Genomic DNA, 13,800 nt, shown 5'->3' on the forward strand with positions numbered 1-13,800 from the left:
CGCTCAGCCGTCCATGTCGCGGATTGCGGAGCGGATGACGAGCAGATCCGACCCGTACTCCGCATCCGCGGCCTCCTGCCACGTGCCGTCGTCCCACACGACGTCCACCCAGAGCCGGCCGTCCTGCACAGAGGAGCCGAGGTGGGAGTCGCCCAGCCGGTCCGGCAGCTCGGACTGGATCCCCGCGAGCGTGACCTCATCTCCTGCGCCGGGCTTCCCGTCCGTCGGATCGGGCAGGGGGACCGGATCGTAGAGCGCCAGCAGGATCGGCGGCTGCGTCGCGGTGAACGACGCGCCGTCGTACGTGCCGCGCACGGCATACGCCCCCCACGTCGTGTCGCCTGAGGTCTCGGCGCCGTCGACGCCGTCCCACGACCAGCCGTGGAGCGGGATGCCGGAGCACTGCGGCGGATACGACTCGGCGACGGGACCGAGGCAGAGCCGGATGTCACCGCCCGCATCGAGCACGGTGCCGGTCGCGGTCACCTCGCCGTCTGGTGGGACCGGCGTGACGGAGCCGAGAGAGGCGGGCCCGTCGCCGGAGCCCGCCGGGGCGGCGCACGCGGTCGCGACGAGCAGGACGAGGGCGCCCGCGGCGACGATGCCGAGCGGCCTGTGGAGACGTCTCATACCCTGCTGGTGTCGCCACGGCGGGGATCGTCTCAGATCCGGTGGCGGCGGCGCACCGCTCGGTTGGCTTTCGACTCGACCGCGGGTGTAGCCTGGCTGCATGCGCTTCGGCGGGCTCCTTCTTCTTAGCCGCCGCGACGAGACCTCGTTCTAGGGCCTTCCTCGTCGCGGAGCTTCTTGTTGGCCCGCATCATCAGGCATCGACAGCCCCATCGGGGCGTCGGCAACGAGAGAAGCGACGAAATCATGGAGAACACCCAGAAGCCTTCGGGCATGCCGATCCACAAGTACCGGCCGTTCCACGAGCAGATCCGGGTGGGCCTGCCCGACCGCACCTGGCCCGACCAGCGGATCACCACGGCGCCGCGCTGGTGCGCGGTCGACCTGCGTGACGGCAACCAGGCTCTCATCGATCCGATGAGCCCCGAGCGCAAGCGCATCATGTTCGACCTGCTCGTGCAGATGGGCTACAAAGAGATCGAGGTCGGCTTCCCGTCCGCGAGTCAGACCGACTTCGACTTCGTGCGCCAGCTGATCGAAGAGGATCTGATCCCGGACGACGTGACGATCCAGGTGCTGACGCAGGCGCGCGAGCACCTCATCGAGCGCACGTACGAGTCGATCGCCGGCGCCAAGCAGGCGATCGTCCACCTGTACAACTCGACCAGCGTCCTGCAGCGCGAGGTCGTCTTCCGCACGGACGAGCAGGGCATCATCGACATCGCGCTGGAGGGCGCGCGGCTGTGCCGCGAGTTCGAGAAGCGCATCCCCGAGACCAAGGTCTTCTACGAGTACTCGCCCGAGAGCTACACCGGCACCGAGCTCGAGTTCGCGCTGGACGTCTGCAACCAGGTCATCGAGATCTTCGAGCCGACCCCCGAGCGCAAGGTCATCATCAACCTGCCCGCGACCGTCGAGATGGCGACGCCCAACGTCTACGCCGACTCGATCGAGTGGATGAGCCGACGCCTCGCCCACCGCGAGAACGTCATCCTGTCGCTGCACCCGCACAACGACCGCGGCACCGCGATCGCGGCCGCCGAGCTCGGCTACATGGCCGGCGCCGACCGCATCGAGGGCTGCCTGTTCGGCAACGGGGAGCGGACGGGCAACGTCGACCTGGTCGCGCTGGGCATCAACCTGCTGACGCAGGGCATCGACCCGCAGATCGACTTCAGCGACGTCGACCAGGTCAAGCGCACCGTCGAGTACTGCAACCAGCTGCCCGTGCACGAGCGCAGCCCATGGGCGGGCGACCTCGTGTTCACGGCGTTCAGCGGCTCGCACCAGGACGCCATCAAGAAGGGCTTCGAGGCCATGGAGGCGCGCGCGGCGGCGAGCGGCGTCACGGTCGACGACATCGAGTGGGCCGTGCCGTACCTGCCCATCGACCCGAAGGACCTGGGCCGGTCGTACGAGGCGGTCATCCGCGTCAACTCGCAGTCGGGCAAGGGCGGCGTCGCCTACCTGCTGAAGACAGATCACTCGCTCGATCTGCCCCGCAAGCTGCAGATCGACTTCTCGGGAGTCGTCCAGGCGAAGACCGATGCCGAGGGCGGCGAGATCACGACCGACCAGATCTGGAAGATCTTCACCGACGAGTACCTGCCGTCAGAGGTCGCCGACGAGCGCTGGGGCCGCTTCGAGCTGCTGGCCACGAGCACCCGCAGCGACCTGTCGGGCGATGTCGCACTCGACATCACGCTGCGCGACGGCGACGAACGGCGCGAGGAGTCGGGGCGCGGCAACGGGCCGGTCGCGGCGTTCCTCGAGATCGTCCGTGCGCAGGGCTTCGAGGTGACGCTGTACGACTACGTCGAGCACGCGCTCAGCGCCGGCGGCGACGCGCAGGCGGCCGCCTACATCGAACTGCAGGTCGACGGCGAACGCCTGTGGGGCGTCGGCATCGACTCAGACATCTCGACCGCATCGCTCAAGGCGATCGTGTCGGGCGTGAACCGCGCCATCCGCACGCGGGAGCGCTCGGAAGCCCTCGCGGGCGTCTGAGCGCTGACCGTCGACGGGTGTGCGCGGGCGATCCCCGCGTGCACCCGTCGGTGTTCGCCGGACCGATCAGGGCTTGACGATCGGAATGGTGGAGGTCTCGACGGCCACCTTGCGGCGATAGAGCGCACGCTGCTCGGGCAGCGAGATGTCGAAGATCACGGCGAGCAGGCGGATGACGGCCGTCACCGCGATCCCGATGACGGCGGCCACGACGATGTCGACCCCCAGTTCGTGGGCCGACGCCAGGACGAGGCATCCCGCCCCCGCGGCGACCGCGTAGAGCGAGCCGACGTGCATGATGGCGACCGGCAGGCCCATGATCATGTCGCGGAGGATGCCGCCCCCGACGGCCGAGCAGACCCCCACGAACACGGCAGGCACGAGCGGCAGGCCGAGGACGAGCGCCTTGCTGGTGCCGAAGGCGCCGAACAGGCCGATGACGAGCGCGTCGAGCCCGACGATGACGGCGTTCAGACGCTGGAAGAGGCCGGCCAGCAGCATCCCGAACAGGGCCGCGCCCGTCGCCGTCAGCAGGTACCAGTTGCTCTGCAGGGTCGTGGGCGTCACGTTGAGCAGCAGATCGCGGATGAGTCCGCCGCCCATCCCGACGACGATGCCGATGATGGCCACGCCCAGCATGTCCAGTCGCCGCTCGCCCCGGAACCCCGATGCGAACAGGGCGCCCTGGATGCCTCCGAGGCCGACGGCGGTGAGGTCCGCCCACAGCGGAATCACGAAGAGCGGCTCGTTCACCCTTCCATTCTCGCGGTGCGCAGCGCCCGCCGGTCGGCCGACGCGACGATAATCGTAAGGTGCCCACCTACCGCGATGAAGTCGTGGTCCTGCGCACCCACAAGCTGGGTGAAGCCGACAGGATCGTGACGATGCTCAGCCGCCGTCACGGCAAGGTCCGGGCCGTCGCCAAGGGCGTGCGCCGCACCTCGTCACGCTTCGGGTCGCGCCTGGAGCCGTTCATGGTCGCCGACGTGCAGCTGTATCAGGGCCGTTCGCTCGACATCGTGCAGCAGGCCGAGTCGCTCGGATCGTACGGCGCCGACATCGTCGCCCACTATGACCGCTACACGTCGGCGCACGCGATGGTCGAGGCCGCCGACCGGCTGAACGAGGCCGAGGCCACGCCGCAGCAGTACCTGCTGCTCGTCGGCGGACTGCGCGCGCTCTCGCGCGGCGAGCACGCCCCCCGCAGCGTGCTGGACTCGTACCTGCTGCGGGCGATGGCGCTGTCCGGCTGGGCGCCCGGTCTCGGCGAGTGCGCCCGGTGCGGACGCACGGGCCCGCACGACACCTTCGTCGCACAGCAGGGCGGCATCGTCTGCCGCGACTGCGCTCCCGTCGGTGCGGCGCGCGTCGACGCAGCCACCGTGTCGCTCCTCCAGTCGCTGATGGCGGGGGAGTGGGACGCGGTGGATGCCGCCTCCCCGGGCTCCACCGCGGCGGCCTCGGGTCTGATCGCCGCGTACGCGCAGTGGCATCTGGAACGCGGCATCCGTTCGCTCTCGCACGTCTCGGCAGCCCCGCAGGAAGGCCCCAGGTGACCCCGAAGCCGTACACGCACCGCGACGCGGTGCCCTATCGCCCGCTCGACTGGACCGGCGTCTACCCGCCGCACTACCCGAAGGGCGCCGTACCGAACCACGTCGCGATCGTGATGGACGGCAACGGCCGTTGGGCGAACCGCCGCGGACTCACGCGCATCGAAGGCCACAAGGCGGGGGAGGCGGCGCTGCTCGACGTGGTCGCCGGTGCGATCCAGGCGGGCGTGAAGCATCTGTCGGTGTACGCCTTCTCGACCGAGAACTGGTCGCGGTCGCCCGACGAGGTGCGCTTCCTGATGGGGTACAACCGCGACGTGCTGCATCGCCGGCGTGATCAGCTGAACGAATGGGGCGTGCGCATCCAATGGGCCGGCCGCAAGCCGCGGCTGTGGGGTTCGGTCATCAAGGAGCTGCAGTATGCCGAGCGGCTGACCGCAGCCAACGACGTGCTGACACTGACGATGTGCGTGAACTACGGCGGCCGCGTGGAACTCGTCGACGCCATGCGCTCGATCGCCGACGACGTGGCTGCCGGGCGGCTGAAGCCCTCCGCCGTGTCGGAGAAGCTCATCCAGCGTCGGCTGTACCAGCCCGGGATGCCCGATGTCGATCTGTTCCTGCGCTCGAGCGGCGAGCAGCGCACGTCGAACTTCCTGCTCTGGGAGTCCGCCTACGCCGAGTTCGTGTTCCTCGACACGCTCTGGCCCGACTTCACCCGCGCGGACCTCTGGCACGGCATCGACGTGTACCTCGGGCGCGACCGGCGCTTCGGAGGCGCCGTCGACACGCCGGACGACGCCACGGCACATTCGGCGGAATAGATCGCGTCATCGCCACGGTTGTCCCTGACATGACAGACGCCATCAAGATCGACGTGTGGAGCGACATCGCGTGCCCGTGGTGCTACATCGGCAAGCGCAACCTCGAGAACGGCCTGGCCGCGGCATCCGCTGATGAGGACGCCCCCGCCGTCGAGGTGACCTTCCACTCGTTCGAGCTCTCACCCGACACGCCCGTGGACTTCGAGGGCGATGAGCTCGACTTCCTGGCGAAGCACAAGGGCATGCAGCGCGAGCAGGTGCAGCAGATGCTGGAGCGCGTCACCGGCGTCGCCGCCGACGCCGGGCTGGAGTACCGGTTCGACCTGCTCAAGCACACCAACACCGTCAAGGCGCACGAACTGCTGCACTTCGCGAAGGAGCAGGGCCGCCAGCACGAGATGGCGGAGCGCCTCATGGCCGCCTACTTCACCGAGGGGCGCCACCTCGGTCGCGAGGACGAGCTCGTCGCTCTCGCCGCCGACGCGGGTCTCGACGCCGATGCGGCACGCGACGCGCTGCAGAGCGGCCGCTACCTCGACGCGGTCCGCGCCGACCAGGCACAGGCCACCGCCTACGGCATCAACGGCGTGCCGTTCTTCGTCATCGACGGCAAGTACGGCGTCTCGGGCGCGCAGCCCGCGGACGCCTTCGCGCAGATCGTCCGCCAGGTGTGGGCAGAGCACCGCGAGCCGGCCGAGGCCGGCGAAGCGGTCGCCTGAGCACCGAGAGCACGACGGCCCGTCACGATCGCTCGTGGCGGGCTGTTCGACGCCAGGGGTCAGCGCGGCAGGTGGGACTCGATGACCTCGATGATGGCGGGGTCGTCCGGCTTCACGGTGGGACGGAAGCGGTGGATGCCGCCCTCCGGCGTGACCACGAACTTCTCGAAGTTCCACAGCACGGGCCCGCGGCCGCCCTCGGCATCCTTCGACTTCTTGAGCGCCTTGTACAGCGGGGCCGCACCGCCGCCGTTGACCTTGATCTTGTCGAACACCGGGAACGTCACGCCCCACGTCACCGAGCAGTACTCGAGGATCTCGTCCATCGATCCCGGTTCCTGGCCCATGAACTGGTTGCACGGGAAGCCCAGCACGGTGAAGCCGCGGTCCGCGTAGGCGCGCTGCAGCTCTTCGAGCTGCTCGTACTGCGGGGTGAGCCCGCATTTGGACGCGACGTTCACCACGAGCAGCACCTGGTCGCCGTAATCGGCGAGCGTCGCGGAGCCGCCGTCGGCGGTCTGGAAGGGGATCCGACGCAGGTCGGTCGTGGTCGCCTCGGTCATATCCCCAGGGTAGGCGGTCGCGTTCAGCCAAGGGACGGATTCCTGTAAGAGAATGGAGTCGTGACGACTGCCCTCGCTCCCGAACGCACGCTGCGCATCGGGCCCATCGAACTCGACGCCCCCGTGGTGCTCGCGCCGATGGCGGGCATCACCAACACCGCCTTCCGGCGCCTGTGCCGAGAGTACGGCGCGGGACTGTACGTGAGCGAGATGATCACGACGCGAGCGCTGGTGGAGCGCAACGCCACGACGATGCGCCTCATCACGCACCACGAGTCCGAGAAGCCGCGGTCGATCCAGCTGTACGGCGTCGACCCCGCCACCACCGAGGCCGCCGTGCGCCTCCTCGTCGAAGAGGACCGCGCCGACCACATCGACCTCAACTTCGGGTGCCCCGTGCCCAAGGTGACCCGCAAGGGCGGAGGCGCGGCGCTGCCGTGGAAGCTCGGGCTGTTCCGCGAGATCGTCACGCGTGCGGCGCGTGCCGCCGGCGACATCCCGCTCACCGTCAAGATGCGCAAGGGCATCGACGGCGACCACCTGACCTACCTCGACGCGGGACGCATCGCCGAGGACGCGGGCGTCGCGGCTGTCGCGCTGCACGCCCGCACGGCGTCGGAGTTCTACTCCGGCAACGCGGACTGGACGGCGATCACGAAGCTCAAAGAGACCGTCACGAGCGTGCCCGTGCTCGGCAACGGCGACATCTGGTCGGCTGACGACGCGGCGCGCATGATGGCCGAGACCGGCTGCGACGGCGTCGTGGTGGGCCGCGGCTGCCTCGGCCGGCCGTGGCTGTTCGGCGATCTCGCCCGAGCGCTGGGCGGCCCGGGCGCCGCCCCCGCAGAGCCGGTCGATGCGACGCTCGGCTTCGTCGCGGCGGCCTTCCGCCGCCACGCGGAGCTGCTCGTCGAGTTCTTCGAGGACGAGGACCGCGGCTGCCGCGACATCCGCAAGCATGTCGCCTGGTACTTCAAGGGATACCCGGTCGGCGGCGAGCTGCGCGCCAGCCTCGCGACCGCGTCGAGCATCGCCGAGATCGACGACCTGCTGGCGACGCTCGACCTCGACGCCCCGTACCCGGGTGCGGCCGCCGAGGGCCAGCGCGGCCGCGCCGGCACGCCGAAGCGCCCCGCCCTGCCCGACGGCTGGCTGAACTCGCGGGAGCTCGGGGCCGAGGCATCCATGGCCCTCGCCGAAGCGGAACTCGACCACAGTGGCGGGTGACGAGGCGGGCGCGTCGGAGCGGCCCTTCGGGTACGACGACGCGGATGCCGCACGCTTCCACGCCGAACGTCACCGGTCGCAGCGCGACGACTTCGCCCGCGACCGCGCCCGTGTGCTGCACTCTGCCGCGCTGCGCCGCCTCGCGGCGAAGACGCAGGTACTGAGCCCCGCGAGTCCCGCGGACTTCGCCCGCAACCGCCTGACGCACTCGCTCGAGGTCGCCCAGGTCGGACGCGAGCTCGCGACGGCGCTGCACCTCGCGGCGGACGTCGTCGACACCGCGTGCCTGAGCCACGACCTCGGGCACCCGCCCTTCGGCCACAACGGCGAGCGGGCGCTCAACGAATGGGCCGAGGACGTCGGCGGCTTCGAGGGCAACGCGCAGACGCTGCGCATCCTCACGCGCTTGGAGCCCAAGGTGATCGACGCGGAGGGACGCAGCTTCGGCCTGAACCTGACCCGCGCGAGCCTCGACGCGTCGTGCAAGTACCCGTGGACGGCCGACCATCCGCTCCCCGATCCGGGCGGGCGGCTGAAGTTCGGCGTGTATCCCGAGGACGAGGACGTGTTCCGCTGGCTGCGCGCGGATGCGCCCGGCCGCGTGCGGTGCATCGAGGCCGAGGTGATGGACCTGTCGGACGACATCGCCTACTCGGTGCACGACTTCGAGGACGCCATCGTCAACGGATACCTGGATCCCGCGCGCCTGGTCGATCCGGCCGAGCACGAGGCGCTCCTGACCGCGATCCAGTCGTGGGTCGGCTTCGACTTCGCGCGCGACGAGCTCGAGGACGCGCTGTTCCGGCTCACGCGCATGCCCGAGTGGATCGACGCGTTCGACGGCACCCGCGCGGCGCTCGCGAGCCTGAAGAACCTCACATCGGACCTGATCGGGCGCTTCGCCCGTGCTGCCACGACGGCGACGCGGGAGTCGTACGACCTGGCGGTGCTCACGCGCTACCGCGGACACCTCGTGGTGCCGCGCATCGTCGAGGCCGAGATGGCCGTGCTCAAGGGCATCATCGGCGCCGCCGTCGTGTCGATCGAGGGACGCAAGGACCTCTACAAAGAGCAGCGGCGGCTGCTGAAGCGCCTCGCGACCGCGCTGTGGGAGCACCCGGGCGCGCTGGATGCGATCCATGCACAGGACTTCGCCGCGGCAGGCGCAGATGCGTCCCGGCGTCGGGTGATCGTCGACCAGGTCGCGAGCCTCACCGATCAGCTGGCCATCGCGTGGCACGGCACGCTCGTCGCGCCCGTCGATGCGGCCTCCGTCGGCGTGTGGTCGCCCGGCGCACGTCCGATGGACGTGCCCGCGCACCGGGGCTCGGCGCTCCGCGAGGACCGCTGATGGCGGGACGCATCCGTCAGGCCGACGTGGACGAGGTGAAGGCGCGCACGAACATCGCCGACATCATCGGCGAGCGGGTGGCGCTCAAATCGGCCGGCGTCGGTTCGCTCAAAGGCCTGTGCCCGTTCCACGACGAGCGCAGCCCCAGCTTCAACGTGCGGCCGCAGGCGGGTTTCTACCACTGCTTCGGCTGCGGCGAGTCCGGCGACGTCTACTCGTTCCTGCGCGCGATGGACCATGTCACCTTCACCGAGGCCGTGGAGCGCCTCGCCGGCCGCATCGGCTACGCCCTGCACTACGAGGACGGCGGCGCCGCACCCGAGCACACCGGCCGGGCGCGGCTGTTCGCGGCCAACGCCGCGGCCGCCGAGTTCTTCCGCACGCAGCTCATGACGCCCGAGGCCGACACCGCGCGGCGGTTCCTGGGACAGCGCGGGTTCGACGCGGGCGCCGCCGGGCACTTCGGCGTCGGCTACGCCCCGAAGGGCTGGGAGGGCATGACCAAGGCGCTGCGCACGCAGGGGTTCACCGACGAGGAGCTCTCGTCGGCCGGCCTCGTGTCGCAGGGGCAGCGTGGGGTCTACGACCGGTTCCGGGGCCGCGTGGTGTGGCCGATCCGCGACGTCACCGGTCAGGTGATCGGGTTCGGCGCGCGCAAGCTCTACGACGACGACAACGGCCCGAAGTACCTCAACACCCCCGAGACGACGCTCTACAAGAAGACCAACGTGCTCTACGGCCTGGACCTGGCCAAGCGCGACATCTCGCGCGAACATCGCGTGGTGGTCGTCGAGGGCTACACCGACGTGATGGCGTGCCACCTGGCGGGGATCACCACCGCGATCGCCACCTGCGGCACGGCGTTCGGCGCCGACCACATCACGGTGCTGCGTCGCGTGATGGGCGACGACTCGACCGCGGGGGAGGTCGTGTTCACGTTCGACCCCGACGCGGCCGGCCAGAAGGCCGCGCTGCGCGCGTTCGCGGACGCCAAGCGCTTCAACGCCCAGACCTACGTCGCCACGGGGCCGGAGGGGCTCGACCCGTGCGACCTGCGTCTCGCGCGCGGCGACGGTGCGGTGCGGGGCCTCCTGGAGACCAAGGTGCCCATGGTCGAGTTCGTGCTCGACCAGCGCATCGGAGGGTTCGATCTCGCGAGCGTCGAGGGCCGCGTCGGAGCACTGCGGACCGCGGCGCCGGTCGTCGCGGAGCTGCGCGATCCGCTGCTGCAGCCCGAGTACATCCGCGTGCTCGCGCGTCGCCTCGGCATGGACACCGAGGACGTCCGCCGCGAGGTCGAGCGGGCCGGTCGGGGCGGAGGACGCGACGATCGCCGCCGCGACCCCCAGCCGACGGCGGCGGGTGCGGAGCCCGGGGACGACGGAGCCCTGCGCGTGACCCTCGCCACGCTGCCCCGCACGCCCGAGGCGGCGCTCGAACGCGACGCTCTCATGGGTGTGCTGCAGTTCGGCCATCGCATGGACCCGACGCTCGTAGCCCGCGCGCTCGAACTGCCGTTCCGGCTGCCGCCGCTGGACGCCGTGCGCGCTGCCGTCGTCGGGGCCGCTGCGACGATCCAGCGGCCCGGATGGTCGGTGGATGCCGTCGCCGCCGTGCGGGAACCGTACCGGTCTCTCGCGGCAGAGCTTCTGGCCGGCAACTTCCCGGCACTGGACGACGACGCCGCCGTCGCGTCGGCGAGCGATCTGCTCCGCCGCCTCGTGCTGCGGGGACTCGACCGCGAGAAGGCCGAGCTGCTCGGTGCGATCCAGCGGGTGCCGGCGGACTCCGAAGAGGGACGCGGCATCCGGCTGCGCCTGCGTGAGCTCGACGCCCGCCGGCAGACGATCGTCGACGAGGCGTCCTGAGGGTCGGACGCCGATCGACCGTGTCGGCTGGTGCGTCCGGGCCTCGCAGGGCAGGATGAGGGAATGGCTCGCCGACGAGATGCAGAGATGGCGATCGACTGCTCGGATCTGTCGATCGCCCGGGCGGGACGAGGCGGACCGGCCCAGCGCGTCGTCGACGGGGTGACCTTCCGCGTGCCCCACGGCGGCACCCTCGCCGTGATGGGCCCGACGGGTTCCGGCAAGTCGTCGCTTGCCGCCGTCCTCGCCGGCGCCGACGAGCACGGCCTCGCGGTCGTCGGCGGCAGCGGCACCGTCGAGGGCGTCTCAGTGCGGCATCCGGGGCGCGCGCACCGCTACCTGACCTACTACGCGGGTTACCTGCCGCAGTCCGCGGGAGCGCAGCTGCCCGCACGCCTGACGGTCGCCGAGGTCATCGGCGAGCCGATCACCAGCCGTGACCGCCGCGTGAGTCCCCGCGGGCTGGCGGTGCGGATCGCCTCCCTGCTCGACGAGATGATGCTGCCGCTGGGTGCGTCCGCGAAGTATCCGTACGAGCTGAGCGCGGGCATGCGCCGGCGGGTCGCGTTCGCACGGGCGCTCGTGCTCCAGCCGCGGGTGCTGATCGCCGATGAGCCGTTCGCGAACATGGACGTCGAGGTGCGCAAGGCGGCCCGCGAGGCGATCCTGCGGCGTCGCCGCGAGCTCGACATGGCCGCGCTCGTCGTGACCAACGAGCCCGAGGTCGTGAAGGAACTGGATGCGGACGTGCTGGTGCTGCGCGGCGGCCACCCCGTCGCGTACGGGCACGGCACCCACGACCTGCTCTGGACGCCGAGCGCGGACGCCGACCACCGCCTCGTCGGATCATGATGATGCCCCCGATGGTCATGAGCACGGCTTGAGCTTTGCTAGTATGGACTGGTTGCCTGCACGACAGTGCGGAACATTCCTCCATAGCTCAATTGGCAGAGCAATCGGCTGTTAACCGATAGGTTCTTGGTTCGAGTCCAAGTGGGGGAGCGAAGGCCTCGGGGCTCCACCCCCGGGGCTTTCTTCGTTCTCGGGCCAGTTCTTCGAGGGGTGTCATGCCGGGTCGTGCGAAGTCCTCGCCGTTGGTCGCGGTCGAGGGATCCGTCCCCGCGCCGCGCCCGATCTACCGCTCCGTGCCGCTGCTGGTCGTGCTGGCCGTCTACGCGGCCGTCGTCGCGTGGGTGGGGCTGGTCGTCCTCGTCGGCGACGAGCCGTGGATGTTCCCGGTCGCCGTGCCTGCGCCGTGGCTCTTCCTCGCGCTGGTGCCGTCGGTCGCGGCGATCCTCATCGCGTTCCGCGGCAATGTGCTGTGGGCCGCGCTGCTCGCCGTCGCGAGCCTCTGGCTCGTGCCGACCGGTCTCGCGACGATCGCGGTGGTCGTGGTCGCCCTGGCCACAGTGCGCAGCATCCGCCGCCAGTGGGCCGCTCACGACCTCGACACCGTGCTCGCGACGGCGTCGGCGCACGGACTCCCGGTGCTCGTCGTGCAGCACGTCGCCGGCAGAGCCCGGCGGCGCTCGTCGACCGACACCACCCAGGTGCAGGTGCGCGATGTCGACACGGGCGCGCTGTCGACGGCCCGCGTATGGGGTCCGATGCGCGTCGGGACGCATCTGGTCCGCCAGGGGATGAACGTGATCGCCCAGGCGCCTCCGGGCGCGGATGCCGAGCTGCGCCGGTGGGTCGAGCGTCAGAATCGGCGCACCGACGCGCCCGCACCGTGACCCCGCCCACCGGCGGGTCGGTGCCATGATGCGGACATGGCCCGTCCTCGTCCCGCGATCCTCACCCGCGGCGTCTCATCGCTCGTCGTGGGAGTCGTCGCGGGCGTCCTGGTCGCCCCGTCCCTCGGTGTCGCCGCCGGCCTGCTCGCCGGGTGGTCGGCGCTGTCGCTGACCAGCATCCTCATCGTGCTGCCGTTCGTCTGGCGGATGGATGCCGCGCAGACGCGCGCACACGCGACACTCGAGGACCCCAGCCGCCGCCTCACACGCCTCATCGCGCTGGTGGGCAGCATCGCGAGCCTCGGCGCTGTCGCGGTCGTGCTGTTCCAGGCGCGGCATGCCGACGAACTGACCTCGTTCCTGCTGGCGGGCATCGCCGTGATCGCGGTCGCGGCGTCGTGGGGACTGATCCAGGTGGACTACCTGCTGCGCTACGCCCACATCTACTACGCAGAGCCGGTCGGCGGCATCGTGTTCAACCAGGACGAGGACCCCAACTACAGCGACTTCGCGTATTTCTCGGTCGGCCTCGGCATGACCTATCAGGTCGCCGACACCGATGTGACGATCAACGCGATCCGCCGCACGGTGGTCGCCCAGACGCTGCTGGCGTACCTCTTCGGCGCCGTCATCCTCGCCACCGTCATCAACCTTGTGACGAGTCTCGGAGGCTGATGGCGGGCAGGGTCGCGGTGGGCCGGAGGGTATGGCATAGCGAGAACCCGGTTCAGGCCTCGAGGTCGTCGATCCCCGGCGTCCACGCACTGCCGGGGCGGCCCCACCCTCGCTTGCGGGCGATCTTCTGCACCGTCTTCCAGTCGCCGTCGTCCAGACGATCGACGTAGAGGATGCCGTCGAGGTGGTCGAACTCGTGCTGCATGATCCGCGCACGCCAGCCGTCGACCTGGATGCGGACGGCCTCGCCCTCCAGGTCCACGCCGGTGACCAGCACCTCGTCGGAGCGCCGAAGCGGGAAGCGTTCGCCAGGGAACGAGAGGCAGCCCTCCGACTCGTCGTCGGGGTCGGGGGCACCAGGCTCGGTCGGGCGCATCCACAGCTCGGGGTTGATGATCACGCCGCGCCACGGGTTGCCGTCGTCGTCGGCGTATGTGTACGTGTAGATCCGCAGGGGCACGCCCACCTGAGGGGCCGCGAGGCCCACGCCGGGTGCGGCATCCATCGTCTCGAACATGTCGGCGACGAGCGTCCGGATCTCGTCGGTGATCTCGCCGACCGGCGATGCGGGGGCGTGCAGGACAGGATCGCCCATGATGCGAATCGGAAGAACAGCCACGCCTTGAGCCTACCGAGCGGTGCCTCCG

At 70.5% G+C, this 13,800-nt stretch carries 14 protein-coding genes and 1 tRNA gene; 11 read left to right on the forward strand and 4 right to left on the reverse strand.

Translation table 11 applies throughout. The features are described from left to right. Window positions 1-3 precede the first annotated feature (3 nt). Window positions 4-630, reverse strand: a complete 627-nt coding sequence (locus tag FB391_RS11205; RefSeq protein WP_141894445.1) for a hypothetical protein — start codon at window positions 628-630, stop codon at window positions 4-6. Window positions 631-876: 246 nt separating this feature from the next. Between FB391_RS11205 and leuA the strand changes: the two genes are divergently transcribed. Beyond that, entirely contained in the window at window positions 877-2,637 is a 1,761-nt protein-coding gene (gene leuA, locus FB391_RS11210; protein ID WP_141894446.1) for a 2-isopropylmalate synthase, read from the forward strand. 66 nt (window positions 2,638-2,703) lie between these two features. Here leuA and FB391_RS11215 read toward each other — a convergent pair whose 3' ends face one another. Beyond that, window positions 2,704-3,390, reverse strand: a complete 687-nt coding sequence (locus tag FB391_RS11215; RefSeq protein ID WP_141894447.1) for a trimeric intracellular cation channel family protein — start codon at window positions 3,388-3,390, stop codon at window positions 2,704-2,706. 59 nt (window positions 3,391-3,449) lie between these two features. On the opposite strand from FB391_RS11215, the gene recO reads away from it, so the two are divergent. The 3 genes from recO to FB391_RS11230 are packed head-to-tail and all read left to right on the forward strand — an operon-like array spanning window position 3,450 to window position 5,733. Beyond that, window positions 3,450-4,193: a DNA repair protein RecO gene (gene recO / locus FB391_RS11220; protein WP_141894448.1), complete on the forward strand. Its 744-nt coding sequence runs from the start codon at window positions 3,450-3,452 to the stop codon at window positions 4,191-4,193. Beyond that, window positions 4,190-5,014 carry an isoprenyl transferase gene (locus tag FB391_RS11225; protein WP_141894449.1) on the forward strand — a complete coding sequence of 275 codons (825 nt, stop codon included), beginning with the start codon at window positions 4,190-4,192 and terminating at the stop codon, window positions 5,012-5,014. Before recO ends, FB391_RS11225 begins: the two co-directional genes overlap by 4 nt. Before the next feature lie 29 nt (window positions 5,015-5,043). After that, window positions 5,044-5,733, forward strand: coding sequence for a DsbA family oxidoreductase (locus tag FB391_RS11230; RefSeq protein WP_141894450.1), 690 nt, complete (start codon window positions 5,044-5,046; stop codon window positions 5,731-5,733). Window positions 5,734-5,792: 59 nt separating this feature from the next. Here the strand turns inward: FB391_RS11230 and FB391_RS11235 are convergent, their stop codons facing one another. Beyond that, window positions 5,793-6,296, reverse strand: coding sequence for a glutathione peroxidase (locus FB391_RS11235; RefSeq protein WP_141894451.1), 504 nt, complete (start codon window positions 6,294-6,296; stop codon window positions 5,793-5,795). A gap of 60 nt (window positions 6,297-6,356) precedes the next feature. Here FB391_RS11235 and dusB point away from each other — a divergent pair, with 60 nt between their 5' ends. The 7 genes from dusB to FB391_RS11270 all read left to right on the forward strand — a co-directional run bounded on the left by dusB (window position 6,357) and on the right by FB391_RS11270 (window position 13,153). Beyond that, the gene (gene dusB / locus FB391_RS11240; RefSeq protein WP_141894452.1) at window positions 6,357-7,523 is read left to right on the forward strand and encodes a tRNA dihydrouridine synthase DusB; all 1,167 of its coding nucleotides are present in this window, start codon (window positions 6,357-6,359) and stop codon (window positions 7,521-7,523) included. Beyond that, window positions 7,513-8,874 (forward strand): deoxyguanosinetriphosphate triphosphohydrolase, encoded by a 1,362-nt coding sequence (locus FB391_RS11245; RefSeq protein WP_141894453.1) that lies wholly within the window; start codon window positions 7,513-7,515, stop codon window positions 8,872-8,874. Before dusB ends, FB391_RS11245 begins: the two co-directional genes overlap by 11 nt. Further along, window positions 8,874-10,742, forward strand: coding sequence for a DNA primase (gene dnaG, locus FB391_RS11250; RefSeq protein WP_141894454.1), 1,869 nt, complete (start codon window positions 8,874-8,876; stop codon window positions 10,740-10,742). Before FB391_RS11245 ends, dnaG begins: the two co-directional genes overlap by 1 nt. Window positions 10,743-10,805: 63 nt before the next feature. Continuing rightward, window positions 10,806-11,594 (forward strand): ATP-binding cassette domain-containing protein, encoded by a 789-nt coding sequence (locus FB391_RS11255; RefSeq protein WP_141894455.1) that lies wholly within the window; start codon window positions 10,806-10,808, stop codon window positions 11,592-11,594. 77 nt (window positions 11,595-11,671) lie between these two features. Further along, window positions 11,672-11,744: transfer RNA gene (locus FB391_RS11260), tRNA-Asn, on the forward strand. Window positions 11,745-11,809: 65 nt separating this feature from the next. Beyond that, the gene (locus FB391_RS11265) at window positions 11,810-12,478 is read left to right on the forward strand and encodes a hypothetical protein (RefSeq protein ID WP_141894456.1); all 669 of its coding nucleotides are present in this window, start codon (window positions 11,810-11,812) and stop codon (window positions 12,476-12,478) included. Window positions 12,479-12,514: 36 nt separating this feature from the next. After that, a complete protein-coding gene (locus tag FB391_RS11270; protein WP_141894457.1) occupies window positions 12,515-13,153 on the forward strand; it encodes a DUF1345 domain-containing protein in 639 nt (212 codons plus the stop codon). Window positions 13,154-13,205: 52 nt separating this feature from the next. Here the strand turns inward: FB391_RS11270 and def are convergent, their stop codons facing one another. Next, window positions 13,206-13,772 carry a peptide deformylase gene (gene def / locus FB391_RS11275; RefSeq protein WP_141894458.1) on the reverse strand — a complete coding sequence of 189 codons (567 nt, stop codon included), beginning with the start codon at window positions 13,770-13,772 and terminating at the stop codon, window positions 13,206-13,208. Window positions 13,773-13,800: the final 28 nt, after the last annotated feature.

This window comes from Microbacterium kyungheense, assembly GCF_006783905.1.
In the GTDB taxonomy this organism is placed as follows: domain Bacteria; phylum Actinomycetota; class Actinomycetes; order Actinomycetales; family Microbacteriaceae; genus Microbacterium; species Microbacterium kyungheense.

Coding starts and splice junctions, on each gene's coding strand:
- FB391_RS11235 (WP_141894451.1), bottom strand. CDS start 6,296: ATGACCGAGGCGACCACGACCGACCTGCGTCGGATCCCCTTCCAGACC.
- FB391_RS11265 (WP_141894456.1), top strand. CDS start 11,810: ATGCCGGGTCGTGCGAAGTCCTCGCCGTTGGTCGCGGTCGAGGGATCC.
- FB391_RS11205 (WP_141894445.1), bottom strand. CDS start 630: ATGAGACGTCTCCACAGGCCGCTCGGCATCGTCGCCGCGGGCGCCCTC.
- FB391_RS11255 (WP_141894455.1), top strand. CDS start 10,806: ATGGCTCGCCGACGAGATGCAGAGATGGCGATCGACTGCTCGGATCTG.
- dnaG (WP_141894454.1), top strand. CDS start 8,874: ATGGCGGGACGCATCCGTCAGGCCGACGTGGACGAGGTGAAGGCGCGC.
- leuA (WP_141894446.1), top strand. CDS start 877: ATGGAGAACACCCAGAAGCCTTCGGGCATGCCGATCCACAAGTACCGG.
- FB391_RS11230 (WP_141894450.1), top strand. CDS start 5,044: ATGACAGACGCCATCAAGATCGACGTGTGGAGCGACATCGCGTGCCCG.
- FB391_RS11270 (WP_141894457.1), top strand. CDS start 12,515: ATGGCCCGTCCTCGTCCCGCGATCCTCACCCGCGGCGTCTCATCGCTC.